This is a genomic window from Tenacibaculum todarodis, from assembly GCF_001889045.1.
Lineage (GTDB): Bacteria > Bacteroidota > Bacteroidia > Flavobacteriales > Flavobacteriaceae > Polaribacter > Polaribacter todarodis.
Genome location: NZ_CP018155.1, coordinates 2,924,253 through 2,949,521, shown reverse-complemented (window position 1 = coordinate 2,949,521; position 25,269 = coordinate 2,924,253). Strand labels below are relative to the sequence as shown.

Below are 25,269 nucleotides of genomic sequence, written 5' to 3'. Positions count from 1 at the left end.
CTTTATGTTTAATAATCGAACTATTTTTTATTAAGCTAGATTAGTTTCAATTAATATTAATTTTTACAATAAATTGAATTATATTTTTTGATCTAACTTTAAAAGTTCATCTTTTAATATTTCATTAAAGACTCGATAAAGTTCTTCTAAATGTATTTTTAAGTCAGAAAACTTCCTGTTTATTAATTCTCCATTTTTATTCTGACATTCTACAAGATATATATTATAGGTTTTTGGTTTATATTCTGTTAATTTGGAATTAGGTCTAAAATGATCCTTAATTAACCTGTAATGTCTACGACTATATAAGGACATTCCATCTTTCATATAAGTTTCGATCTCGTTTAAAATACGTTTTTGGAGTATTACATATTTTGAAGGGCTGGAAATCATCCTATTTATTTCGTCGACTATTAACTTATACTTACTATCTAAATTTAATTTAGATGATTTATTATTCTTAAACTTCTGAATTTTATTTATTGGAATTGACTCAGTGATTGGGTCTAATTTTAACCAATCAACTTTTGCTTTTATTTTTTCCCAAGAATCTCTTTTTTTACAAGCTTCATCAAGACGCCCATCATCTAAGTTTTTAAGTAGCAATTGATTTACATATAATAAAAACTCTTTGATAACAGTTTCAGGAATGTTTACCCCTCCATTATTCCATATTTCTTGAAAATCAATGCTCTTATTCTCTTTTAATAAGTATTCCTGAATTAATGAAACTGAATAAGCAACTACATTTTTTCTAATTCTACCTATAGCATTTACACCTACTCCGTATTTAGTTTTAAATACCTTATAAAATATAAATGCACCAATTATATTAACATAATAGTTTTCACTTATTTTTTTATTCTCGGACTCGAATTGATCACGAATAATTTTATACCTTTTTTCGGCACTCTGTACTGAAATAAAAGGTTCAATTTTGCTACTTATCGCACAAAAAAACAAAATTGACAAGTCAGATTTTTCTATCTTATTTTTACTTGGAAATAGATTTAAAAAGTATTTTTCATTTTTACTTAAATTCTTCTCCAGCTGATATTGACCTCTTGTTCGTTCAAAATAATAATAATTATTCGAGGTTGGATTCCTGAATTTTTTGGAACAAGTATGTAAATTAATTAAGTACTCTTCATTACTAGATAAATCTGATTGCTTAACAGCATTCTGGAGGTTACTATTTTTTGCGATATTTGATTGAATTTTAACCGAATCTATATTCCTTCGAATTTCTGTAATTTTTGCCATTACATTAACTTTTTCGAGCTCAACATTCAGTCTTAACTTTTTAGCATCTTGTGTTGCAAAAAATATTGAAGAGGTCGTCTGACCTCCATTTACAATTTGAAAATTTTTAAATGTTTTAACAGATTTATCTTCATTTAATATTATTTCAGAAACAGTAACACACAATCCGTTATTATATGCTAGAAACATTTCTGGATTATTTATTAAGGTATTTTTTATCCCTTTATTTACTTTAATTCGTGTTGATAAAAACGATCTCACATTACTTTCTAATAATCGCCCTCCAAAATCACTATAAATATTGTATAAAAATTTAGCAGGTAGTATTGCTATCGCAGTTCCGTAACTTGAGACTCCAATCTTAGGTTTTAAAATATTTATAGGTTTATCATAATAATCTAAAACGTCAATATCTAATTTTTGATTATTTTTATGTAATCTTTCAAATTCTTTAATATCATATATTCTAAAATTAAAATCAATAGCCGATTCATTATCGACTTTAGATATAATTTTAGTTACGTCAACTTCTTTATTATTTACAGCGGTATTATTGGTAAATAAATAAAAATCAATCTTTACAATATTGTTTTTAATATCTGCATTAAACTCTGAGTTTAATGCAGATAAGATATTTGACTTAGGAAGATTATATTCATTGGTTCTTATTACATAATTTAAAACTCTATACAACTGTTTGAAAATCAACTCAACATCATTCTTGTTTATTTTACTCCCTTCTTCCGAATTATTAAAATTAGTAACGAAGAAAGATAAAACAGTCTCATTTTCATTTAAACTAAATCCATCAATCTTCAAATTCCTACCTCCAACAACTTCTTTAAAATATTGAGAATGTTGAAAATTTGAAATTAGAGAAGAGTCTACCAAATACTCTGAACAAATTTCACTAAAAGCTGACTCAGCATTTAAATGTGTATCTTTAGATAATTTCTCTTCTACTAAAGATTTTAAAGTTGTAAAAAAACTCATTATAAGGTTATTAAATTATTAAGAGTTAAGTCAAGAGTTGGTTGATCTTGTAAATTCAAATTATACTCAATTTTTTTTATTGAGTTAGGAATAGATACTCTTGCTAATTTTGGAAACCTTGTATTTACATCATATATTTCAGGTTCATTAATTATTTGAAACCCAAAATCTAAGTATTCAATTTCAGCTTCAGCTAAATATCCAACTTCCAATAATAACCCTGCAAATTCAAATTTAGCATCCGTATCATGGATTAATAAATTTTCAATTTCTTCAATTATTTTAGGTAAAGAAGGTAAAGATGAAGCTTCAGTAATTTTATGTCTTTTTACCTGATAAACAACTAAAAACAAACCACTTAAACCTGTGCCATCAAGTTGAAATTCATTGTTAATTTTAACCTCATATCGATTATTTTTTGTGGTACACTTCACCTCTACAGCTTGTGTATTAGGAAAAATAAAGTCTTGATTTTGATTTTTTGGTCCCACCCAACTTGTAACTACATCTAGAATATCTTTTGGATTTTCCTCTAACAAAACCTTCAATACTGTTAGTTCTGCGAATAATCCTATCTGACTACTTTCTGTTAAAACTCCTGTTTTTTTAGCTTTAAAAAAGTTCATCCAAGATTTAACTCTTTTCAAGATATCTAAAATAACTAACTCTGAAATAGACTTTTTTGCAGTCTCTATGATATCAGTTAAAAAAGTGTAAAAAATATCTTCTTCCGTATTTCTATCAAGCTTTATACTGTAATAAGTATCTAATTCTGTTGTACCTGGATCGGGAACTGGGAAAGTATCTATTTGAATACTATCCAAAGTATTGATATTATTAATGATAACCTGCGAACTCTTACCTCCATTTTTCAATTGCAATAAAACGCACTTTTGATTATCAGATAATTTATCTATAGCTAAAATTGTTTTGTACCTATTAGCTTCATCGAAATCTATTAATCTAGTATTATATTTACCGCTAGAAGATTCACTAACTATTAATTCTGAAAATATTTTCTTTATGTTCATAATCTTTAAATATTTTCTTTTACCATTTGATTTACTAAAACTGATACTGAATTATTGTTAATAAGTCCACTACCTGGTTTTTTAGATGGAGTAGCAATAGATAATCCATAAGGTATTGACGAATAACCTCCACTTTCCTGATCAATTAAATCCTGCAACCCTTTGTGCATATTTTCCAAAGAAGGAGATTCGCTTCTTTCCACTTTAATGTTACTATAAAAATATTCTGGATCAAGAGCAACAAAAGTTATAATTGGTTTACTAAGATATGTACAAGTTATTGAAGGTGATCGTTGTTCTTTTTCTGTTAGACCAATTTTATTAACCTCAATAAAACTAGCTATATATGAAGCGTCAGTAAGTTTGCCGTTTGGAACTTTAAAATGCGGATAATATTCGGGATCCTTGCTATTTCTTTGTGCAAGACCCATTTTTTTACCAAGAAACGAGTAATTTCCTTTTACTCCTGATTTTCTTCCCACAATAACTACATTAACTGTATCAAAACCAGATTTTTTATAAAACTCAAATATCTTAGATAATTCTAGACTACCATTATTGTTTTCAACTATAAAATTATCTTTGAAATAATCTAACTCGCCTTCTAAAAAAACGTTCTCAAAAACTAACTTATTATCAGATTTATTTATTTGACATTTGTTTTCAATTTTAGAAATTAAATCAATTACAACATTGTGATTATTTAAAATAGTTTCTGAATTTCTTGTCAATAAATTCGTTATAACTTCTCCACCAGCCCAACTGATCTGCATTTCACCTCCAACACCCATTTTAGATGTGACCGACAAACTTGTCGTTGACTGTCTAATTTTTATTAAAAAATCTCTTGGAGAAGCGTTACTTCTAATCATTGCTGAAATATTTTCATTCATTGTGGTATCTGCTAAACAGATCTCACTGAAATCAGTTGCTATATCTGAAGAGGTTATTACTCTGCATAAATCCGCATAATTAGATCTGTACCCAAACCAACGTCCCATTTGCATTAAAGTATCAAATGTCCTTGCGTGCCTAATAAAATAACTGGTGTGTAACCCCTCTAGAGTTAAGCCCCTTGACATAGTGTTACCTCCTATAGCAATTACTTTACGACCATTTGGATGTAAATGATAATCTAAACTTTGCCCTTTATTAATTTTATTTCCATTAACTACTAAAATTTCAACTGCTGCAACAAAACTTCTTACGTAATCTCTTAATTCACTAAAATCTATTGGAAGATCAAAATTATTATTTTGAAAAGATTCATTTGCTGAGTATTCACTAGTGTATTTTTTTTGACTTTGAATTTCACTTATCAATCCATTTACCTTTTTACCTTGATATAATGATTTCAAATCCTCCCACAGTTTTTCATTATTATTTTCAATAGCTCCCTTTAATTCACTCCAATAATCTCTAAAAACAACTCCTAAATGATTTTGTATCCTAGTCAAATGGGATACATGGATAAGCATAGACATATGTGAATTTTGTTGATCCCTAAAAAAACGTAATGCGCCAGAGATTATAAATTGTTTCGTAGCCATTTTCAAAGAGTTTGGAATATTTAACTCTTCAATTTCTTCTTTTTTAAAAGCTTTCAGTTCATCGGAAAAACCTTCTGAACTATCTATTTGCAGTATTCCTGGCAATCCTTGTTCAAAATATTTTTCAGGCCCTAAATAATTTGAAGGCTGTTTTAGCCTAACAATAAAGTCTTCTGGAAATATACTTTGGTGATGAGGATTATCTAAAGGTATTAAAACATTAGCATAAGGTGTTGCAGTATAACCAGTATAGCACCTTCTACTGAATTTATTCATCAAATTAACTATCCCTCCACTTATAGCGCTTGGGGTATTAGCTTCATCTTCATTCCCTTCATCATCAATTAAAGGAGCGTTTAAGTCTTCAGGTTTAAAGTTATTATTTATACTTGCTTGATCAGCTTCATCATCAATAATTAAAACCGTTTTATCAGATTGAGTTTCTTTATTAATCCCTATTACATTCTCTAACCACTTATTCATATTTGTTAAAGGGTGTATATTCTTCTTAATTACAGCGATTAATGGAGTATCAACATTAAAATTAATTCCATTCATATTGGCAGCTGCTGAATTGAAATCGCCATTTACATCAGCTGTGGTTAACGTTTGAGTTTGCGTATTAAACCTATTTAATAAAGTCCCTACCCCTACAGGTTTTGTCTCACCATTAATCCTTTGAATTCCATTAACTCCTTGATCTATTCTAAATTGAGTTTGTTGACGCAAATTGTTATGCATACCTGCCAATACAACTATAAATTTATACCCTACATCTATAGCTTTATTAATTAACCCAACATAATTACCAGTTTTTCCCGATTGAACATAACCGATAACTAGGCCTTTCTTTTCGAAATTTTTACCTTCATTAGGGTTTGACATTCCATCAAGTATTGCATCCGTGCTTTGATCAATTTCATCTACAACTGTTTGAGGTAAATGTTGTATTTCTGTTAAGTACCTCTTGTAATTATTCCAGAATGGAAAATCTAATAAATTAGGATTATTTTGCTTATAATTTCTAACCCAAGGAATCCTATGATTATTATACAATGTTTCACTAACTCCAATAGTTATAGTATGATGAGTTTCTAATTCATTGATAATTCTCTCCCATTTTATATTAGGATATTCATCCACAGGATACATAGGGTGATATCTGTTCACTCTTTCTCTTATAACTGCATTTGTGATTTCTACACCTCTACTTATTAGGTTGAGTAAGTTACTTTGAACTGCATCTTTAATTTCTTTGTTTTCCATATCTTTTTTTTTTGCTTTATAGTTGACTTACATCTACTCCCATTTCAATTAATCGCTCTTCGTTAAAAGACAGACTATTAAATGGTTCAACATTAATTAAAATTGAAAAGGCTTCATTTGCTCCCATATCTTCTTCGTATATAGACATAAACCTTTTAAATTTTTCAAAAATTTCACTATCATCTTCTAAGGGCTGTTCAACTTCATTATTTGCTTTTCTTGCAAAAATATTATCAATTGGCAAGTAATTTTCTAAGTACTTTAAAATTTGTTTAAACTCATTATTAGCTTGTTTATTAGAAACATGTTTTTTCAAAAAATTATCTAATAATGGATGTTTAACGTTAATTTTATACTGATTCTTTTCTCCAATTTTAGTCCCCTTAGATTCAAAGTTCCATATTGGCTGTATTTTAGCTTCAGCACTCTTTCTTCTAACTTTATGTTTCTTTAATCCTCCATGAAATCTAAATGTATTATTAGCTTCTGTTCTAATTCTATTACATTCCGCTCTTATATCTGCTTCTGCAAACTTAGGAATGGAAACGGATGACTTACTTATATTTACACCCCATGCCAAATCAGAAGATAAACTATTAGATAAATTAATTTCAACTCTTGCTAAGATATAATGATGTTCTTTGTTAAAAAGCCCTAACCAACTTCCACGGTAAATTAATCTATTATTTCTATAGACAAAGAAACCTTGGTTCTGATTAAAAGTCCCAATCTTAGATTGATCTCCGTATTCGCTTTTATTATTAAATTCACTAGAATGCTTTAATACGTGACCTTTTAAAGAGTATGTCTCATTCCCTGAACCATACTTAAAATTCTTTTCTTGACTAGAAATGGCAGTACTGTAGGGATTCCAATAATTAACAAGAGTGCCATTTAACCTAATAGAAACAGAATTATTAAATTTATGATAAATTAATCCAATATGATTTCGCACTTTAGAAAGTTCCAAATGAAAGCTGGAAATAGAATTAATTTGTATTTTGTCTAAATTTCCCCAATAAACAATCGTCCAATTTTCACCTTTAAGAATTTCTTTATTTTCAATTCTAGCATTTATTTTTTGTATTAAGTTTTCCTGATTTTCTATAGAATAAATTTCCCATCCATTTTTACTAATATAATCTAAATCAAAAACAAAACTATTGATCGTTTCTTTTTTTGAAATTAGCGTTAACTTCCTGCATTGAGAGAAACTAGCCGTTTTCAAACCTAACCCAAACCTCCCTAGATCTTCAGCGTTTCTTTCTTTTTCAATTCCTTCACCCCCTAAAGTTAGAGCTTTAATCATTGTTTCAGATGTCATACCTAAACCATCATCAACAATTGCCATCCATTCTAAATGAGCATTTTCCACCTTGAAATCGTTATTTACAATTTCTATTCTTTTTGCTTCTGCAGCAATAGAGTTATCAATTATATCAGACAAAGCTGTTTTTAAGTTATACCCAATACTCCTGAGTGACCCTAATATACTCCCTGGTTGAGGTTCAATTCTAAATTTACTCATTTAAAAATACTAGCATTTTTTTTAGTTATCATACAGTTTAACAAAAACATAAAACTTACACCTGTTGTACGTTAATTCAAAGCGTTTTAAATTATTAATAAACTTTTATTTTCAAGGATTTATATGATCCAAAAACAAAACATTCAACTCTATATTATTAGTTATAGTTTGTAAAACCGTGTCTTCGTAATCCTCCTCTTCATTAATTCTCCTATTTAATAGTACAAAATCTTCATCATCTCCAAGATAAATAAATAATCCAGTAATATTATCAATTGTTTTAAGCCCCCAAACATCTGCACCTCCCCAATCTGCATTATTCGTAAACGAATGTTTATTTAACACTTTTGAAATCACTCGTTTTAATTTAATATGATTATGAAAAATATCTTCACTATCATCAAACTCATCATATAATAACTTATTACCATTATCATCATAAGAGTCTTCTTGTTTACCAAACAACCAATCCTCCAGCCCTTTATCTATTGAATTTGAATTATATTGTTTTAAGTAAGTCTTTTCATCGTAAGACAAATTATTAAGTCCAACTTTATTTATTTTATCGAGTATCTTATCTATTGATCTATACATTCTCACAAATCTATTAAAAATTTCCTTCTATATTTATTTTATTCAGATTTAAAAAAACTAAAGCAACACTAAATATCTTCAGCCCATATCTTAGCTAACTGGAGCCCGTAATCTATCGGTTTCTTTCCTATATATTTTAAGAACATCTTTTCGGTTGAATGTGCTGTAATGTTCATTAATAATGGTGTTGGATACCTTCTTTGCGCATAAAAATTCGTTGCAAACGACCTTCTACAAATATGAGAAGAAACTAATTTATATTTTGGAAACTTACCAATCTCTAATCTCTCTGTCTCTTCATTTCTAAGCTTGCCTTCAGCTAAATAAGTAAGTTTAGCGTCTTTACAAACCAATTTTAAATATTTATTAAACAAAGCTGAATTACTACTCTCATTCTCACTAAAAACATCAGGAAAATTACCATCTAAAGAATCTAAAATAGATTTTACTTCATTGTGAATCGGTATTTGCACAATTTTTTTAGTTTTCTTTTGAGTTAACACAATAAACTCATATTCTCGATGCTTTTCAATCATGCTTTTATTCATTCTCATTAAATCAGAAACCCTCTGACCTGTATAGCAACCTATTATTAGCCATTTTTTCGCCAACTCTAAATACTTGTCTTCAAATTTTGTTTTCTGAATCTCCTTAATTTCATCAAAAGACAATGTTACATGAATTGAATCTACATTAAAACCCTTAAAGTGAATCAACTGAGAACTAACATCTATATTATTTTTTTGAGCATCAAAACAAATTGTTTTTACTTCTTTTAAATACTTACCAATTGTTCCTTCAGACAACTTCTCTTCAGAATCTAAAAACTCTATAAATTCTTCTCTAAACTTTAAATCGACATCTTTAACTTTAAATTTTCTTTTAGTATGATTTTGAAATTTAACAATCTTATTAAGAATAGTAGTTCTCTTTTTTATAGTAGCTTCAGACACTCCTTTCTGTCCATTATTATTAGACTTATTCCTAAGTCTTTCAATATATTGCTTTGTATAATCTACTAAGTAATCAAGTTCTTTAGCTTCTGACTTACCTAAAAAATTTGCAATTGAATCTTTTAGCCATAATGAAGTTACATCCATTCCATTTGTATTTGAAACATTCAGCTCTTTCTCAACAAATACTTCAAGATTCTTTAAGTCCACCTTTAAATTCTTATTAAACGGGTCGTTAGACTTTGGAAAACCTGTTGATTTACTCCAATCTTTATAATCTATTGAATATCCAGTCTTTCTTTTAAAAGAAACATATTTGCTGAGAGATAATCGTAAATAGATTTGTGAATTAGAACTTTTACCTTGTAAAATGAATTTTATCCTCGCCATATTGCTTATTTTTAACAAAGATAACATTTAGCCAGCATTTAGTCAGCCAAACATATATATCATTATACATTATTTTACAATAGAAAGTGAAAATTAATCACAAACGCTGTATTTAAAAGGTTTTTAAGAAATGAGAAAAGAACACTTGTATAATCATGTATATAATTATAGTCTCGGCGTCTCCACAAATAACTCTTAACTAATTTTTAAGAGTTATACTGTAAGTTTGTAAACTTACAAAAGACTTACTATTTAGAGTGCGCAATACACTCTTTCATAGTTTTTCATAGCAATTTCCCACTTCTCTTTTAGAAGTGGGTTTTCTTTTTTTTATCTTGCAGTTTTAAATCTATCTCTTGAAAAGAATAATTGTTTCTGTTACTAATGACTTGTCTACCGACCAACGTGTAGATAAAGTTTGTAATACATTACATAATAATAATTTTAATGTACTTTTAATTGGAAGAAAATTACCTAATAGTTTTAAATTAGATAGAAAATACAACACTAAAAGAATTAATTTACTTTTTAATACTGGTTTTTTATTTTATGCTGAATATAATTTTAGAATCTTCTTTTTGTTACTTTTCTCAAAAAAAGACATCTTACTATCGAACGATTTAGATACTCTTTTAGCTAATTTTTTAGTCGGTAAAATTCAACGTAAAAAACTGGTTTATGATAGTCACGAACTGTTTACAGAATCTCCAGAATTGATTAACAAACCTTTTGTAAAATACGTTTGGTTAAAATTAGAAAATCTGATCTTACCTAAACTAGAAAACTGCTATACAGTTTGCAAAAGCATTGCTGACTTCTATAACAAAAAACACAAAACAAACTTTAAAGTTGTTAGAAATTTACCAGTTAAAAAAACTATTAAAAAGGGCAAAATTTCTTTTTCTACTAAAACTAAAAAAATAATTATTTATCAAGGTTCCCTTAATATTGGTCGTGGTTTAGAATTAATGATTAATGTAATGAAACATCTTAATAACCATATCTTTATAATTATTGGAAGTGGTGATGTTTATGAAGATTTAAAAAACAAAACTACTAAAGAGAATCTTAATGACAAGGTGAAGTTTTTAGGCAAATTAACCCCAAAAGAATTGCATAAAATAACACCTTTAGCTGATCTAGGAATTAGCTTAGAAGAAAATTTAGGTTTAAATTATCGTTACGCATTACCCAATAAAATATTTGATTATATACAAGCTGAGGTTCCCGTTTTAGTTTCTAATTTACCAGAAATGAAACGTGTTATTATAGATTACAAGGTTGGTGAAATTATTAACGACAGAGCTCCTAAAAAACTAGCAAATCAGATAAAAAAAATACTTGAAAGAGATTTTTCTTCGGAATTAAAAAAAGCTAAAGAAAAATTAGTTTGGGAAAAAGAAGAACCTAAATTGCTTAGTGTTTTTGAAAACTGTTAGTTACTTCTTATATTGATGTGAAGATTTTTTTATACCATTTTTTAAAACTTTACGAATACTTGAACGTAAAAAATTATCCACCAATAAGAAAACATCTCTTATTTTTTCCTTATGATAAGCTCTAAAAGTAGTTACATGAAAAGAATCTGACTGAAACAACGGTTTTTCAGAAAAATAATAATTAGAAACACAGCACCTAACAGCATCAGAATTAACCTTACTAACAGAGTGCCACGAATTATTATGTGTTGCCATAACCACTAACCTATTAAATTTACTAACAATAGTTAATGGAGTTTTCTTTAAGCCATTAGGCCATAACTCTAAATTACCTCCATTTTCTAACTCCCATTCTGGCGATACATAATACAATAGATTTAAAACTCGCCATCTGTTTATATCTTTATCGTGAGAATTATCTAAATGCGGCTTTAAGAAGTTATCTTTTTCCATTAATGACAAGCCACCAGCATACAAATGCTCATCACCATAAGTTGATTCTAAACCACAAATTTCTGAAACTATTTCAATTATTTTTTCATCTTGAAAGGCATAAATAACTTCCTCCAAAAGCGAATCATATTTATCCATTTGAAAAGCTATAAACTTGTATTCTCTTAAATTCTTCCTTCTTACAGAAACTTTTGTCGATGGAAATTTTTGATGAATTTCTAATGCCAATTCTTCTGGCAATAAGTTATCAATGAAAAAATAACCAATAGTAGCTTTAGATTTTAAAAACTGTGCTTTTAAAATCTCTTTATTATTACTTAAATTAGCGAAAATTAAAGCTGTTATTTCCTTTCTACTTAAATTCATAATTCTTTTTAGAAAGTATAAATGTATTCATTTTTTAAATTTTATCTTTGAGTTTTATGAAAAAAAGTATACACTTAGTTTCTTTTGACAATCCTTACCCACCTAATTATGGTGGTGTAATTGATGTTTTCTATAAAATAAAAAAACTACATAAATTAGGTGTTGATATTATTTTACATATTAATGTTTTTGATACACAAAACCAACAACCTGAATTAGAAAAATATTGTAAAAAAATTTACTACTATAAGAGAAAAAATAATTTTTTATCTTTATTTTCTATATTACCTTTCAGAGTTAAAAGTAGAAGTAATTATCAATTAACTATCAATTTAAAATCTGAAACAATACCTATAATTTTTGAAGGTTTACACAGTATTTATCCATTACTTAAATTCAATTTTAAAGATGCTTATATTAGAACTCATAATATAGAACATAAGTATTTTTTTGAATTAAGTAAAAGTGAGAAAAACATTTTTAAAAAAGCTCTTTTTTATGTAGAAGCAATTAAATTAAGAAGAATTGAAACTAATTTAAAGAGAACAAAAGGAATCTTCACTATTTCACCTATTGAACAACGTTATTTTTTATCAAAATTTGGTTTAAAATCAAAATACATCCCTGCTTTTCATGAAGCTAAAAAAAACAACAACTTATTTAGTAAAGGGAATTTTATTTTATACCATGGCAACTTAAACGTTTCTGAAAATGTAACTGCTGCTATGTTTTTAATTGATGTTTATAAAAACAGTGAATTCAATTTAGTTATAGCCGGAACTTTTAAAAACAAACTACTTTTAAGAGAAATAAATAAACATGATAATATTGTTTACAATCCAATACCTAATCAAGAGGAATTGGACAAGCTTTTTGCTCAAGCCCACATAAATATATTAATCACTTTTCAAAATACGGGTATAAAACTTAAACTATTAAATACACTTTATAAAGGTAAATTTATTATTGCAAATAAGTTTATGGTTGAAAAAACTGGTTTAGAGAAACTTTGTAAAATTGCAAATAACAAACAAGAAATTTTAGCAGAAACTTTAAATCTATTCAAAAAGGAGTTCTCTTCTGAAGAAATATTAGAGAGAGAATTAATTTTAAAAGAATTTAATCCTGAAACAAGTGCGCAGAAAATAATAGATATTATTTTTAATTAACGGCTTGCTGTACAACTTCAAACAACTCGCCACCTTCACATTTTACCGTTTTTTGCTTATACTTTACTATTAATTGATAATCGTGAGTTGCCATTAAAATTGTTTTTCCGCTTTTATGAATTTCATTGAGCAGTTCCATAACTTCTAGCGAGGTTTTTGGATCTAAATTCCCAGTTGGCTCATCTGCTAAAATAAGTTCCGGATCATTTAACAATGCACGTGCAATTGCAACTCTTTGTTGTTCTCCTCCAGAAAGTTCAAATGGTTTTTTGTAGTATTTTTCTTTAATACCGACTTTACCTAAAACTTCTTCAATTTTGGTTTTTATTTCAGCTTTGCTTTTCCAACCAGTAGCTTTTAAGACAAATTCTAGGTTTTCAAAAACATTTCTATCGTTCAATAATTTAAAATCCTGAAAAACAATTCCAATTTTTCTTCTCAAAAAAGGAATATCTTTTTCCTTTAACTTCTTTAAATCGAAATCAACAATAGTTCCTAAACCTCGCTGTAGGTTTAAATCGCCATATAAAGTTTTTAGCAAACTACTTTTTCCGCTTCCTGTTTTTCCTATTAAATAGTAAAAATCTCCTTTATTAAGGGTGAAATTCACTTTTGATAACACTAAATTATCTCGCTGATAAATATCTGCATTTTCTAAATGTAAAACTGGTTGTATCATTAAAAAGTAGTTTATACAAAACTATCATTTTCTAGTTGATTTTATAGCTTTTTTGTTAATTTTGATGAAAATTATCAAACAAAAGCTAAAAAACGACGTTATCCTTTTCAGATGACAAAAAATATGAACACTATTTTTAAGAAAAACCTCCTTTGCTTTTCATTCATTTTATGTGGCCTTCTAAATAGTTTTGGGCAAGAAACTGAAATGCAGTTTAACACAACGGCAAAATACCATGAAGCTTTAACTTTATTTAACAACAAAGCTTATGCAGCATCGCAACAACTTTTTGTAAAAGTTTCTAAGTTAGCAGAAGAGAAACAAAGCCTACAAGCAAATGCAGATTATTATGATGCAATGTGCGCCATTAAATTGAATCAAACCAATGCAGATAAAAAAGTTTTAGATTTTGTTGAAAATCACCCAAATAGTAATAAAAAACAACTCGCTTATTTAAATGTTGGTAATTATTATTTTGCAAATAGAAAAGCAGCACATTCATTAAAATGGTACACAAAAGTTGATGAAAAACTTTTAAATACTGAAGATAAAAGCGATTTAAATTTTAAGATGGGTTATGCGCTCTTAGTTTCTGGTTATGTAGATGACGCAAAAAATCGTTTTGAAAAATTATTATCTAATGAACGTTATGGAGATGATGCAAGGTATTACTATGGTTATATTGCTTACAAACAAGAAGATTACGATTTAGCTGAGACTTCTTTAACAGAAATTGCAGATGTTGCTACCTATAAAAACAAAGCTAATTATTACTTATTAGATATTAGTTTTAAAGCTGGTCGATTTGAAAAATCTATTGAAATTGGAAAGAAAATTTTACCTAATTCAGATAAAAAACAACAATCAGACATTAATAAAATAATTGGTGAAAGTTATTTTAACTTAGAAAAATATACTGAGGCAATTCCGTATTTGCAAAACTATAAAGGTAAAAAAGGACGTTGGAACAATACCGATTATTACCAACTTGGCTTTGCTCATTTTAAACAAAATGACTACGGAAACGCGGTTAGAAACTTCAATAAAATAATAGATCAGAAAAACAAGGTTTCGCAAAATGCTTACTATCAATTAGCGGAATGTTATTTAAAACTAGATAAAAAACCAGAGGCTTTAAATGCATTTAAGAGTGCTAGCGAAATGGAATTTGATAAAAAGGTAAAAGAAGATGCTTTTTTAAATTATGCTAAACTAAGTTACGAAGAAGGTAACCCATACCAAAGTGTTCCAGAAGTTTTACAAGCTTATTTAAATACGTATCCAAATTCTCCTCAAACTAATGAAATAAATGAATTATTAATTACTTCTTTTTTACATCAGCAAGATTATCAAGGGGCATTAGATTATATAGAAAAGAATAAAAAATTTAAAAATGACGCCTTAAAAAATGAAGTTTCTCTTTACAGAGGAATTCAACTTTTTAACGAAGACAAACTACAAAAATCGCTGTCTTTTTTAGAAAAAGGAACTCAATCTAACGACTTAGAATTGCAAAATAAAGCTCGTTTTTGGTTAGCTGAAAGTAATTACAGATTAGGAAACTTTCAAAAGGCCTTAGATTTATTTTTAAAGGTTGATAGCTCAGAAACAATAGAAAATAACCTATTAAGTTACAACATTGGTTATTGCTATTTTAAATTAAAAGAGTATCAAAAATCGGCACATTACTTTAATCAATACACAACGCAAAGCAACAATGAAGTTGAATTAAAAGACGATGCCTTTTTACGTTTAGGAGATTCTTATTACGCTTCAAAACAATACTCAAAAGCTATTATTTCTTATGATAAAATAATTACTGATGGAGGTATTGGTGCAGATTACGCACAATATCAAAAAGCAATGAGCAACGGTTTGTCTGGTAATTATCAACAAAAAATAACAGATTTATTAGCCGTTGTAAACACAAAAACTAATTCCAAATTAAAAGACGATGCACTTTTTCAATTAGGAACAACATACACAACAATAAGAGAGAATGATAAAGCACAAGACGCCTACAATAGGTTGTTGAAAAATCATCCTAAAAGTGCTTACAATCCAAATGTTTTATTGCGTCAAGGTTTGTTATTTTACAACACAAGCGACAACAAAAAAGCTTTGTCAAAATTCAAAGAAATTGTTGCCAAATACCCAAATTCAAACGAAGCAAAACAGGCGGTAACAAATGCTAGAAATGTATATATAGATATTGGAAAAGTAGATGAATATGCTGTTTGGGTTAAAGATGTTAGTTTTATAAATGTTACGGATGCAGATTTAGACAATGCTAGTTATGAAGCTGCAGAAAACAAATTTTTAGAAAATAATACTGAAAAAGCTATTGAAGGTTTTGATAAATACTTGCAAAATTTCCCAAACGGATTACATGCATTAAAATCGCATTTTTACTTAGCGCAATCTTATTTAAAAAACAATCAATCAGAGAAATCTATACCGCATTATACATATGTTACAAGCCAAAGCCAGAGCGAATTTAGCGAAGAGTCTTTAAGCAAGTTATCTCAGATTTACCTTGAAAAAGAAGATTGGTTTAACGCAATGTCTTTGTTGGAAAAATTAGAAACTGAAGCTAATTATCCGCAAAACATAATTTTTGCACAAAGTAATTTAATGAAAGGTTATTATGAAGCCGAAGATTATAATAAAGCGGTTGAATATGCTGAAAAAGTTTTAACAACAAATAAAATTGAAAAAACTGTTGAAGCTGACGCAAAAATTATAATTGCACGTTCTGCTTTTAAAACTGGAGATTTTACTACTTCAGAAGAGTTTTTTATTGAAGTTGGAAGAACCGCAACTGGAGAATTAAAAGCCGAAACGTTGTATTATGATGCTTTCTTTAAACATGAAAATAAAGAATATGATTCTTCAACCAAAATAGTTCAAAAATTAATTTCAGATTATTCTGCTTACAAATATTGGGGAGTAAAAAGCTACGTAATAATGGCCAAAAACTATTATGCGTTAGAAGATGCTTATCAAGCTACTTATATTTTAGAAAATATTATTAAAAACTTCACGCAATATGAAGATATAATTGAAGAAGCAACAAGCGAACTCAGAACAATAAAAAACAAAGAAGCCAAAACAAACGAATCTGTAACTCCACAAAAATAGCCCATAATAGGCATTTAATAGTGTTAGTACTATTGTTAAGAATTTAAACAAAAAAAATGAAAAACTACTTTTTTATATTTCTATTGATGTTTGCTGGTAAATTTGTATTTGCTCAAGATAAACCTGCTGTGAAAAAAGTAAAAGACACTATAAAAACTGAAGTTGTAAACGTAGTTTCGTCTTACACCCCAAAGGTTACAGATGCTTTTAAAATTAAGAAAAAACCTACTATTAAACTTTCAGACAAAAGCAAAAAAAAGAAACTGAGTTATCAAATTTTTCCTGCGCCAGTAGCTTCAACTTTTACTCCAAAAAAAGGAGCTTTAAAAGGTGTAGATTTTAGCGAAAGAGAAAAACTATATAAAAATTACCTTGCTGTTGGTTTTGGGAATAACACAACACCTTATTTAGAAACTTTTTTACACCACAGCACTCGTTTTGAAAATGATTTTGGCTTGTATGCAAAATACATTTCATCTAGCGATCCGGTTAAAGACACTGATTTGGATAGTAGTTATTCTAATTTATTAGCTAACTTTTATTACAAACAAGAAGATCGTTATTTCGATTGGAAAGTTGGTTTAGATTTCGAACAAAATAAATACAATTGGTATGGTTTACCAAACACAGCTTATAACAGTAATGTTATAGAATCTATAAATGAAGAGCAAGCTTATAGTTTTATAAATTTACATGGTAAAATAACTTTTGAAGACAATTATATTAACCAAGCTAAAGTTGCTATATCTTATTTTAATGATGATTTTGACAGTAATGAAGTTTCGGTCTCTATTGCTCCACAGTTTCAGTTTTCTTTAGATAGATTTATCCGTAACTCTAACGAAATAATTTTAGATGTTTCTTTAGATTATTTAAGCGGGAGCTTTAATCAATCATACGAAAACACCAATCAGGTTGATTATAGTTTTTTTACTGCTGGTTTAAACCCTTCATACAAATTAAAGTTTTATAATTTTGACATCAACTTAGGAACCAAAATTTACTATACTTCAGATATTGAAAACAGTTTAAGTCAATTTTATGTATATCCAGATGTAAAAATATCATACCCAATAATTGCAAACTTTGCTAACTTATTTATTGGTGCTGGTGGAGATTTACACACAAATTCTTACAAACAATTTACAGATGAAAATCCGTTTATCTCACCAACACAATATATCACACAGACTAATGAAAAATATAATTTTCACGGAGGTATTAATGGAAAATTATCACAAAGTATAAGTTATAATTCTCGTATAAGTTATAAGCAATTTGAAGATAAGGCGTTGTTTTCTGTCAACAATTCCAAATCAGACGGAACAACAATTGCTTCTGGCGGAATAAACTTTTTAGGATATGAATATGGCAATTCATTTAGTGTAATTTATGATGATATTAAAAACATAAATTTCTTTGGTGAAGTAGAATGGGATGTTTCTAAAAACTTAGTAATTGGTGCTAACGGAGAGTTCAATACATACACACCAAAACAACAAGAATTTTCTTGGAATTTACCAAAACTTAAAAGCGAATTATTTGCCAAATACAAAACGGCTAAATGGTATGCAGGAACTACTATTTATTTTGCTAGCAACAGAAAAGATGTTCAATTTGCTGGTGCGTTTCCTTCACTTAGTTCTCCAATTAATTTAGGAAGATACTTTGATGTAAACTTAAATAGTGGTTATAAATTTAGCGATAATCTATCAGCATTTTTAAAAGTAAACAACATATTTAACAACAATTATCAGCGTTTTACGAACTTTAATGTTCAAGGATTTCAAGTTTTAGGAGGAATAACTTATAAATTTGATTTTTAAGAAAGAGCTGCCTAAATTCTGAGATTTATTTTTTGTAGATTTACCTTTTAAAATCAACAAAATGAAAAAACTTTCAATACTACTTTTTGGACTTATTTTAATTGTTTCATGTAAGCAAGAAAATAAAAACAGCTACAATATCAATTCTTTTTCTTCTGAAGAAAAAATAGATTCAACTAACATTAAACAACTGTTTAGTTCAGCTTTAACTGAAGGAAAATCCTATGAATGGTTACGAGATTTAACAAGCAATGTTGGAAGCAGGTTATCTGGTTCGGAAGGCGCAGCAAAATCTGTAATCTGGGGAGAAAAATTAATGAAAGAAGTTGGTTTAGATTCTGTTTGGTTACAACCAGTTATGGTTCCACATTGGGTTCGAGGCGATAAAGAAGTTGCTAACTATACTTTTAACGGGCAAAAAATAAACGTTCCTGTTTGTGCTTTAGGCGGTTCTATTGCTACACCTTCAAACGGAATTACGGGAGAAATAATTGAAGTAAAAAGTGTAGAAGAAGCTGAAAACTTAGGAGAAAAAGCAAACGGTAAAATTGTGTTTTTTAATGGTCGTTTTGATAACACTTTAATAAATACTTTTAAAGCCTACGGCGGATGTGTTGGTCAACGTTTTGCTGGTGCAGCAACTGTTGGTAAATTTGGAGCAAAAGCTGTAATCGTGCGTTCTATGACAAATGGAATTGACGATTATCCACATACAGGTTCAATGGGTTATGGAGATATTCCAGAAGAACAATATATTCCTTCAGCAGCAATTAGTTCTCGTGGAGCAGAAATTTTAAGTGCACATTTAAAAGAAAATCCGAAGTTAAAATTCTACTTAAAGCAAAGTTGTAAAACATTACCAGATGCACCATCTTTTAATGTAGTTGGCGAAATAAAAGGAACTGAAAATCCAGATAAAATTATGGTTGTTGGTGGTCATTTAGATTCTTGGGATTTGGGTGATGGCGCTCACGATGATGGAACAGGAATTGTGCAATCTTTAGAAGTTGCTTATTTGTTTAAGAAAAATAACATTAAACCCAAAAACACCTTACGAATTGTATTCTTTATGAATGAAGAAAACGGAATGCGTGGTGCAAATGAATACGCACGTTTAGCCAAAGTAAATGGTGAATTACACATTGGAGCATTAGAATCTGATGCTGGCGGACACACTCCTCGCGGTTTTTCAATTGATGCAAATGACAACAATATTCACTTATTACAAAGCTGGAAAAAATTATTAAAACCTTACGGTTTACACGACATTGTTAAAGGAGGAAGTGGTGCCGATATTGGACCATTAAAAGACGATCACGTAACACTTGTTGGTTACAGACCAGACTCTCAGCGTTATTTTGATTATCACCATGCAGCTTCAGATACCTTTGATAAAGTAAACAAAAGAGAGCTTGAATTAGGTAGTGCTTCTATGGCTAGTATTGTCTATTTAATGGATAAATATTTATACAACCAAGAAGTTTTAAAGCCATAAATATGGAGACGTTTATTTTGGTAATTCGTATAATTTTTGGGCTATTCTTAATCTATGCTGGGGTTATGCATTTTATAAAACCGAAGTTTTTTAATGGTTTTATTCCAAAGCCGTTACCTAAATTAACGGTAAATTATATTGCTGGTTTTTTGGAAATGGCTATTGGAATTGGTTTATTATTTAATCAAACTGCAAAAAATTCAGCCATTGGTTTTTTTATTTTGATGCTCATTTTTCTCCCATTACATATTTGGGATCTAACAAAAGAGAAACCAGCAATTGGTTCTAAAAAGTTAGCTATAATAAGACTTCCTTTACAATTTGTATTATTATATGCAGCTTATTTAATCTATTTACACTCATGAAAAAATTTATTTATATACTTAGTTTTTTATTAATTGCAGTTTCTTGTAAAAAAGAAAATGTAGATATGTTAGTTATCAACGCAAACTCTTATACAGTAAATTCTAATTTTGATAAAGCAGAAGCTTTTGCCATAAAAGATGGTAAATTTATTGCGGTTGGTTCTTCGGAAGAAATTCATGAAAAATATCAATCAGAAAATACAATCGATGCAAAAAATCAAACTATAGTTCCTGGTTTAATTGATGCACATTGCCATTTTTACAGAATGGGTTTACAGCAACAAAAAGTTAGTTTAGAAGGCACAAAAAGTTACGATGAAGTTTTAGAAAAACTGGTTGCTTTTCAAAAAGAAAAAAACACAACTTTTATCACGGGTCGTGGTTGGGATCAAAACGATTGGGAAGTTAAAGAATTTCCGACAAAAGAAAAATTAGATAAACTTTTTCCAACAATACCTGTTGCAGTTGGAAGAGTTGATGGACACGCATTGTTAGTTAATCAGGCTGCAATAGATTTATCAGGTATTACAAAAGACACTAAAGTTTCTGGTGGTGAAATTATGATGAAAAACGGAAAAATGACTGGTGTTTTAATTGATGCTGCAATGGATTTTATAAAATTTCCTTCAACTTCAAAAAAAGAAGCAATTCAAGGTTTGTTAGATGCTCAAAAAATATCATTTTCGTATGGTTTAACTACAGTTGATGATGCTGGAATTAGCAAAAACACAATCGAATTAATAGACAGTTTACAACAAGTTGGAAGTTTAAAAATGCGTGTGTACGCAATGGTTTCTGGTGATAATCAAAAAGAAATAGATTATTACATTAACAAAGGAATTACAAAAACTGATAGACTAAATGTCCGCTCGTTTAAAGTGTATGGAGATGGTGCTTTAGGTTCCAGAGGAGCTGCAATGCGCAAACCATATTCCGACAGAGAAAATCATTTTGGTGCTTTAATTTATTCACCTGAAAGGTATCAAGAATTGGCAAAACAAATTGCTAATTCAGAATTTCAAATGAACACACACGCAATTGGAGATTCTGCAAATACTTGGTTGTTAAAAACCTATAAAGATGTTTTAAAAAGTGTAAAAAATAGACGTTGGAGAATTGAACATGCACAAATAATATCACCAGAAGATTTCAAAAATTTTGATAATATTTTACCATCTGTTCAACCTACACATGCAACTTCAGACATGTACTGGGCTGGAGATAGAGTTGGAAAAGAACGTGTAAAAGGTGCTTATGCATTCAAAGATTTATTAAATAATTACGGTAAAATTGCTTTGGGAACAGATTTTCCGGTAGAACAAGTAAATCCGTTTTTAACATTTTACGCTGCTACAATAAGGAAAGACATTGACAACTATCCCGTAAATGGATATCAAATGGAAAATGCTTTAACCAGAGAAGAAACCTTAAAAGGAATGACAATTTGGGCTGCTTATTCAAATTTTGAAGAAAATGAAAAAGGTTCTATTGAAGTAGGAAAATTTGCAGATTTTGTTATTTTAAATCAAGATATTATGAAAGTTGAGGGCAATAAATTACCAAAAACCAAAGCTGTTTCGACCTTTGTAAATGGAGAAAAAGTATATTAATCCATTATTTTTGCATCTTTTTTATAATTGTTACGTCTATTAAGTGAACTATAAATTTAGAATCATGGAAAATTATAAAAACCAATGTAGCTGTACCTGTGTAGAATGTTTAAACGGAGATTGTAAAAATTGCACTTGTGATACTTGTACTTGCAACAATTGTAATTGTTAATTAAACCCTATTATTACGAGGAAGGAAGTAACTATCTTTATAAATTAAAAGGTTACTTCGTTTCCTCGCAATGACACAAATTTATTATGACTACACAAGAGGTTTGGACTAAATATCATACAGATTTACAAAATTTTATCATCAGCAAAGTAAAAGAAAAAACTATTGCTGATGATATTTTGCAAGACTCTTTTATTAAAATTCACACTAAACTACATACTTTAAAAGACATTACTAAATTAAAATCCTGGTGTTTTTCTATTGCTCGAAATTCAATTTTAGATTATTGGAAAACCACAAATAAAACTGTAGAAATGGCCAATTTTGAAAGCAAAACTGAGATTGAAGATAATGTCCATACAGAAAAAGATTGTCTTCGCGGAATCCTAAAAAACTTACCTAAAAAATATAGAGATCCGTTGTTTTTATCTGACATAAAAGGATTAAAACAGCAAGAAGTTGCTGAGCAATTAAAACAAACTTTACCAACTACAAAATCTCAAATACAACGTGCACGTAAATTAATTGCTGAAGGTTTTATGGATTGCTGTGGTTTTGTAATGAATACTAAAGGGAATTTAGTTGGCGAAATTCAAGAGAAAGAAGACTGTAAAATCTGTAATTAATTATCTACTTTTATCTCTTAAATTTTTAAGGTGAAAAAAGGTAAACTTATCAGTAAAGAATTAGAAAATTTCTACAACAAAGCATCTGAAGAAACTAGGCTAGAAAAAGGAATGGGTATTTTTGAATTTGAAAGAATTAAAGAACTTATTCAACTTCATATTACTAAGAAAAATGCTACTATAATTGATGTTGGTGGCGGAACTGGAAAATACAGCGAATGGTTGGCTAAAAAAGAACACAAAGTTCATTTAGTAGAGCCTGTTTTAAAACACATTAAATTAGCGGAACAAAGAGCCAAAAAACTACAAAATCCATTTTCTATTACAATTGGTGAAGCTAAAAAATTACCTTTTGAAGACAACACTGCTGATTTGGTAATTTTACACGGACCTTTATATCATTTGCAAAAAAGAGAAGACAGAGTTACTGCCATTTTAGAAGCTAAAAGAGTTTTGAAAAAAGGCGGAATTATTTTAGGGTTTGGGATTAATGCAACAGCTTCAACCGTTGTTGGTTTAATGAACGGGATGATTCATGCTAACTCATTTTTTGATATGTGTAAAGAGGAACTTACAACAGGAATTCACAATGCTCCAAAAGATTTTCCGTTTTTATTAGCAGACGCTTTTTATCACAAACCAGCAGGTTTAAAAGCAGAGTTTTTAGAACAAGATTTAAATTTTGTTAATCTTTTTGCCGTTGAAGGAATTATTTGGTTGGATAATGAATATTTTGCAAATATGATTGACAAACAAAAATCTAAAACTTTAAAAGCTTTACAAAACCTCACTCAAAATGATGAGTATTTGTTACCTTTTAGTCCGCATATGATGATAGTAGTTAAGAAATAGTGAAAGAAACTAAGGACAAAGATAATTTTTGGGTTATTTGCAAAAACTGTAAAGGTGAAGGCAAAAAAAAACAACGCCTTTCAAAAAAAGCAAGACTGAACTATAAAGCGGAATTAGAAAAATTCAATAATTCAAATTCTGAAGGAACTGCTCCAATTCCACCTAAAAGTCAATTACAAACGTGTGCTAAATGTAATGGTTCTGGATTAATTTCTTCTAAACAGAAACCCAAAACTGAAACAGAAAAACACCCAAACATTGCTATAATTGGTGGCGGAATTGGAGGCGTTGCACTAGCTGTAGCTTGTTTACATCGTGGAATTCCATTTACACTTTATGAACGAGACCTCGACTTCAATGCTCGATCTCAAGGCTACGGACTTACGTTACAACAAGCAAGTAAAGCAATGGCAGGTTTAGGAATTCTTGAATTAAAAGAAGGAATAACCTCAACAAAACATGTAGTACATACTTCCAAAGGAAAAATTATTGGCGAATGGGGAATTAGAAAATGGGGAAGATCGGAAGACAAAACAGCTCCAAAACACACAAATGTGCACATTGCAAGACAATCTTTGCGTTTAGCTTTATTGGAGCAACTTGGCGAAAGTAATGCTATAAAATGGGGACATCAATTGTTAAGTTTTAAGGAATCTGATACTGAAAATGTTGAATTGAAATTTCAAGTAAATGATGAAATAAAAACGACCAAAGCAAATCTTGTAGTTGGAGCGGATGGAATTAGAAGTACGGTAAGAAAATTTCTTATTGATGAAAACACATCTCCTTTACGATATTTAGGTTGTATCGTAATTTTAGGAATTTGTCCTCTAAAAAATTTAGAAGATATTGAAAGTCCATTATTAGATTCAGCAACGGTATTTCAAACTGCAAACGGATTTGAACGCATTTACATGATGCCTTATGATTCAGAAAATATTATGTGGCAATTAAGCTTCCCAATATCAGAGAAAGAAGCAAAAAACCTGAATATTCAAGGTACAAAAGCACTTAAAGAGGAAGCTAAAAAAAGAACGCAATGGCATAATCCTATTCCACAAATTGTAGCCACTACAAACGAAGCACAAATTTCTGGTTATCCTGTTTATGATCGTGATGTATTACAACCAGAACAATTAGAAAAAGGACATAAAGCAACCTTAATTGGAGACGCTGCGCATCCTATGAGTCCGTTTAAAGGTCAAGGAGCAAATCAAGCTTTGTTAGATGCTTTGGCGTTAGCTCGCGGAATTACAAAAAACTGCAACTCTTTATCTAATTGGAAAGAAGTTGGAATCCGAAAAAGTGTACTAACTGCTTTTGAATCTGAAATGATAAACAGAAGTACTTCCAAAGTAAAAAGTTCTGCAGAAGCTGCAAAATTATTACATTCCGAAATTGTACTAAAAGAAGGTGATGGACCAAGAGGGAAACATCGGAAATCTTAAAAAAACAGCAAACTTTACGTCACAAATTAATATAAAAATATTTTTGTATTTTTGTTAAAA

At 29.1% G+C, this 25,269-nt stretch carries 18 protein-coding genes; 10 read left to right on the top strand and 8 right to left on the bottom strand.

The features are described from left to right. Positions 1-78: 78 nt before the first annotated feature. The 6 genes from LPB136_RS13445 to LPB136_RS13420 form a co-directional block, all read right to left on the bottom strand. Positions 79-2,256 carry an AIPR family protein gene (locus LPB136_RS13445; RefSeq protein ID WP_072556819.1) on the bottom strand — a complete coding sequence of 726 codons (2,178 nt, stop codon included), beginning with the start codon at positions 2,254-2,256 and terminating at the stop codon, positions 79-81. After that, positions 2,256-3,287, bottom strand: coding sequence for a PD-(D/E)XK motif protein (locus tag LPB136_RS13440; RefSeq protein ID WP_072556818.1), 1,032 nt, complete (start codon positions 3,285-3,287; stop codon positions 2,256-2,258). The genes LPB136_RS13445 and LPB136_RS13440 overlap by 1 nt, the downstream gene beginning before the upstream one ends. A 5-nt stretch (positions 3,288-3,292) precedes the next feature. Beyond that, positions 3,293-6,103, bottom strand: coding sequence for a Z1 domain-containing protein (locus tag LPB136_RS13435; RefSeq protein WP_072556817.1), 2,811 nt, complete (start codon positions 6,101-6,103; stop codon positions 3,293-3,295). Between the two features lie 16 nt (positions 6,104-6,119). After that, positions 6,120-7,631: an ATP-binding protein gene (locus tag LPB136_RS13430; RefSeq protein ID WP_072556816.1), complete on the bottom strand. Its 1,512-nt coding sequence runs from the start codon at positions 7,629-7,631 to the stop codon at positions 6,120-6,122. Between the two features lie 111 nt (positions 7,632-7,742). Next, the gene (locus tag LPB136_RS13425; RefSeq protein WP_072556815.1) at positions 7,743-8,225 is read right to left on the bottom strand and encodes a DUF6576 domain-containing protein; all 483 of its coding nucleotides are present in this window, start codon (positions 8,223-8,225) and stop codon (positions 7,743-7,745) included. A gap of 68 nt (positions 8,226-8,293) precedes the next feature. Then, on the bottom strand, positions 8,294-9,568 hold the full coding sequence (locus LPB136_RS13420) for a phage integrase SAM-like domain-containing protein (protein WP_072556814.1): 1,275 nt from the start codon (positions 9,566-9,568) through the stop codon (positions 8,294-8,296). Positions 9,569-9,924: 356 nt separating this feature from the next. On the opposite strand from LPB136_RS13420, the gene LPB136_RS13415 reads away from it, so the two are divergent. After that, entirely contained in the window at positions 9,925-11,007 is a 1,083-nt protein-coding gene (locus LPB136_RS13415) for a glycosyltransferase (RefSeq protein ID WP_072554182.1), read from the top strand. On the opposite strand, the gene LPB136_RS13410 is transcribed toward LPB136_RS13415, so the two are convergent. Further along, positions 11,008-11,826: a 2OG-Fe(II) oxygenase gene (locus LPB136_RS13410; protein WP_072554181.1), complete on the bottom strand. Its 819-nt coding sequence runs from the start codon at positions 11,824-11,826 to the stop codon at positions 11,008-11,010. 56 nt (positions 11,827-11,882) lie between these two features. Here LPB136_RS13410 and LPB136_RS13405 point away from each other — a divergent pair, with 56 nt between their 5' ends. Continuing rightward, positions 11,883-12,995, top strand: coding sequence for a glycosyltransferase family protein (locus LPB136_RS13405; RefSeq protein WP_072554180.1), 1,113 nt, complete (start codon positions 11,883-11,885; stop codon positions 12,993-12,995). On the opposite strand, the gene LPB136_RS13400 is transcribed toward LPB136_RS13405, so the two are convergent. Beyond that, on the bottom strand, positions 12,988-13,674 hold the full coding sequence (locus LPB136_RS13400; RefSeq protein WP_072554179.1) for a cell division ATP-binding protein FtsE: 687 nt from the start codon (positions 13,672-13,674) through the stop codon (positions 12,988-12,990). The genes LPB136_RS13405 and LPB136_RS13400 overlap by 8 nt on opposite strands. A 123-nt stretch (positions 13,675-13,797) precedes the next feature. Here LPB136_RS13400 and LPB136_RS13395 point away from each other — a divergent pair, with 123 nt between their 5' ends. The 8 genes from LPB136_RS13395 to LPB136_RS13360 all read left to right on the top strand — a co-directional run bounded on the left by LPB136_RS13395 (position 13,798) and on the right by LPB136_RS13360 (position 25,209). After that, entirely contained in the window at positions 13,798-16,815 is a 3,018-nt protein-coding gene (locus tag LPB136_RS13395) for a tetratricopeptide repeat protein (protein WP_072556854.1), read from the top strand. A 56-nt stretch (positions 16,816-16,871) separates the two neighbouring features. Then, entirely contained in the window at positions 16,872-18,641 is a 1,770-nt protein-coding gene (locus LPB136_RS13390) for a TonB-dependent receptor (protein ID WP_158009577.1), read from the top strand. Positions 18,642-18,702: 61 nt separating this feature from the next. Beyond that, positions 18,703-20,136: a M20/M25/M40 family metallo-hydrolase gene (locus LPB136_RS13385; RefSeq protein WP_072554177.1), complete on the top strand. Its 1,434-nt coding sequence runs from the start codon at positions 18,703-18,705 to the stop codon at positions 20,134-20,136. A gap of 2 nt (positions 20,137-20,138) precedes the next feature. Continuing rightward, on the top strand, positions 20,139-20,501 hold the full coding sequence (locus LPB136_RS13380; RefSeq protein WP_072554176.1) for a DoxX family protein: 363 nt from the start codon (positions 20,139-20,141) through the stop codon (positions 20,499-20,501). After that, the gene (locus LPB136_RS13375) at positions 20,498-22,111 is read left to right on the top strand and encodes an amidohydrolase (RefSeq protein WP_072554175.1); all 1,614 of its coding nucleotides are present in this window, start codon (positions 20,498-20,500) and stop codon (positions 22,109-22,111) included. The genes LPB136_RS13380 and LPB136_RS13375 overlap by 4 nt, the downstream gene beginning before the upstream one ends. Before the next feature lie 258 nt (positions 22,112-22,369). Beyond that, entirely contained in the window at positions 22,370-22,909 is a 540-nt protein-coding gene (locus tag LPB136_RS13370; protein ID WP_072554174.1) for a sigma-70 family RNA polymerase sigma factor, read from the top strand. A gap of 30 nt (positions 22,910-22,939) precedes the next feature. Next, positions 22,940-23,761, top strand: coding sequence for a class I SAM-dependent methyltransferase (locus LPB136_RS13365; protein ID WP_072556813.1), 822 nt, complete (start codon positions 22,940-22,942; stop codon positions 23,759-23,761). Then, entirely contained in the window at positions 23,761-25,209 is a 1,449-nt protein-coding gene (locus LPB136_RS13360) for an FAD-dependent oxidoreductase (RefSeq protein WP_072556812.1), read from the top strand. The genes LPB136_RS13365 and LPB136_RS13360 overlap by 1 nt, the downstream gene beginning before the upstream one ends. Positions 25,210-25,269 lie beyond the last annotated feature (60 nt).

Coding starts and splice junctions, on each gene's coding strand:
- LPB136_RS13445 (WP_072556819.1), bottom strand. CDS start 2,256: ATGAGTTTTTTTACAACTTTAAAATCTTTAGTAGAAGAGAAATTATCT.
- LPB136_RS13440 (WP_072556818.1), bottom strand. CDS start 3,287: ATGAACATAAAGAAAATATTTTCAGAATTAATAGTTAGTGAATCTTCT.
- LPB136_RS13435 (WP_072556817.1), bottom strand. CDS start 6,103: ATGGAAAACAAAGAAATTAAAGATGCAGTTCAAAGTAACTTACTCAAC.
- LPB136_RS13430 (WP_072556816.1), bottom strand. CDS start 7,631: ATGAGTAAATTTAGAATTGAACCTCAACCAGGGAGTATATTAGGGTCA.
- LPB136_RS13425 (WP_072556815.1), bottom strand. CDS start 8,225: ATGTATAGATCAATAGATAAGATACTCGATAAAATAAATAAAGTTGGA.
- LPB136_RS13420 (WP_072556814.1), bottom strand. CDS start 9,568: ATGGCGAGGATAAAATTCATTTTACAAGGTAAAAGTTCTAATTCACAA.
- LPB136_RS13410 (WP_072554181.1), bottom strand. CDS start 11,826: ATGAATTTAAGTAGAAAGGAAATAACAGCTTTAATTTTCGCTAATTTA.
- LPB136_RS13405 (WP_072554180.1), top strand. CDS start 11,883: ATGAAAAAAAGTATACACTTAGTTTCTTTTGACAATCCTTACCCACCT.
- LPB136_RS13400 (WP_072554179.1), bottom strand. CDS start 13,674: ATGATACAACCAGTTTTACATTTAGAAAATGCAGATATTTATCAGCGA.
- LPB136_RS13395 (WP_072556854.1), top strand. CDS start 13,798: ATGAACACTATTTTTAAGAAAAACCTCCTTTGCTTTTCATTCATTTTA.
- LPB136_RS13390 (WP_158009577.1), top strand. CDS start 16,872: ATGAAAAACTACTTTTTTATATTTCTATTGATGTTTGCTGGTAAATTT.
- LPB136_RS13385 (WP_072554177.1), top strand. CDS start 18,703: ATGAAAAAACTTTCAATACTACTTTTTGGACTTATTTTAATTGTTTCA.
- LPB136_RS13380 (WP_072554176.1), top strand. CDS start 20,139: ATGGAGACGTTTATTTTGGTAATTCGTATAATTTTTGGGCTATTCTTA.
- LPB136_RS13375 (WP_072554175.1), top strand. CDS start 20,498: ATGAAAAAATTTATTTATATACTTAGTTTTTTATTAATTGCAGTTTCT.
- LPB136_RS13370 (WP_072554174.1), top strand. CDS start 22,370: ATGACTACACAAGAGGTTTGGACTAAATATCATACAGATTTACAAAAT.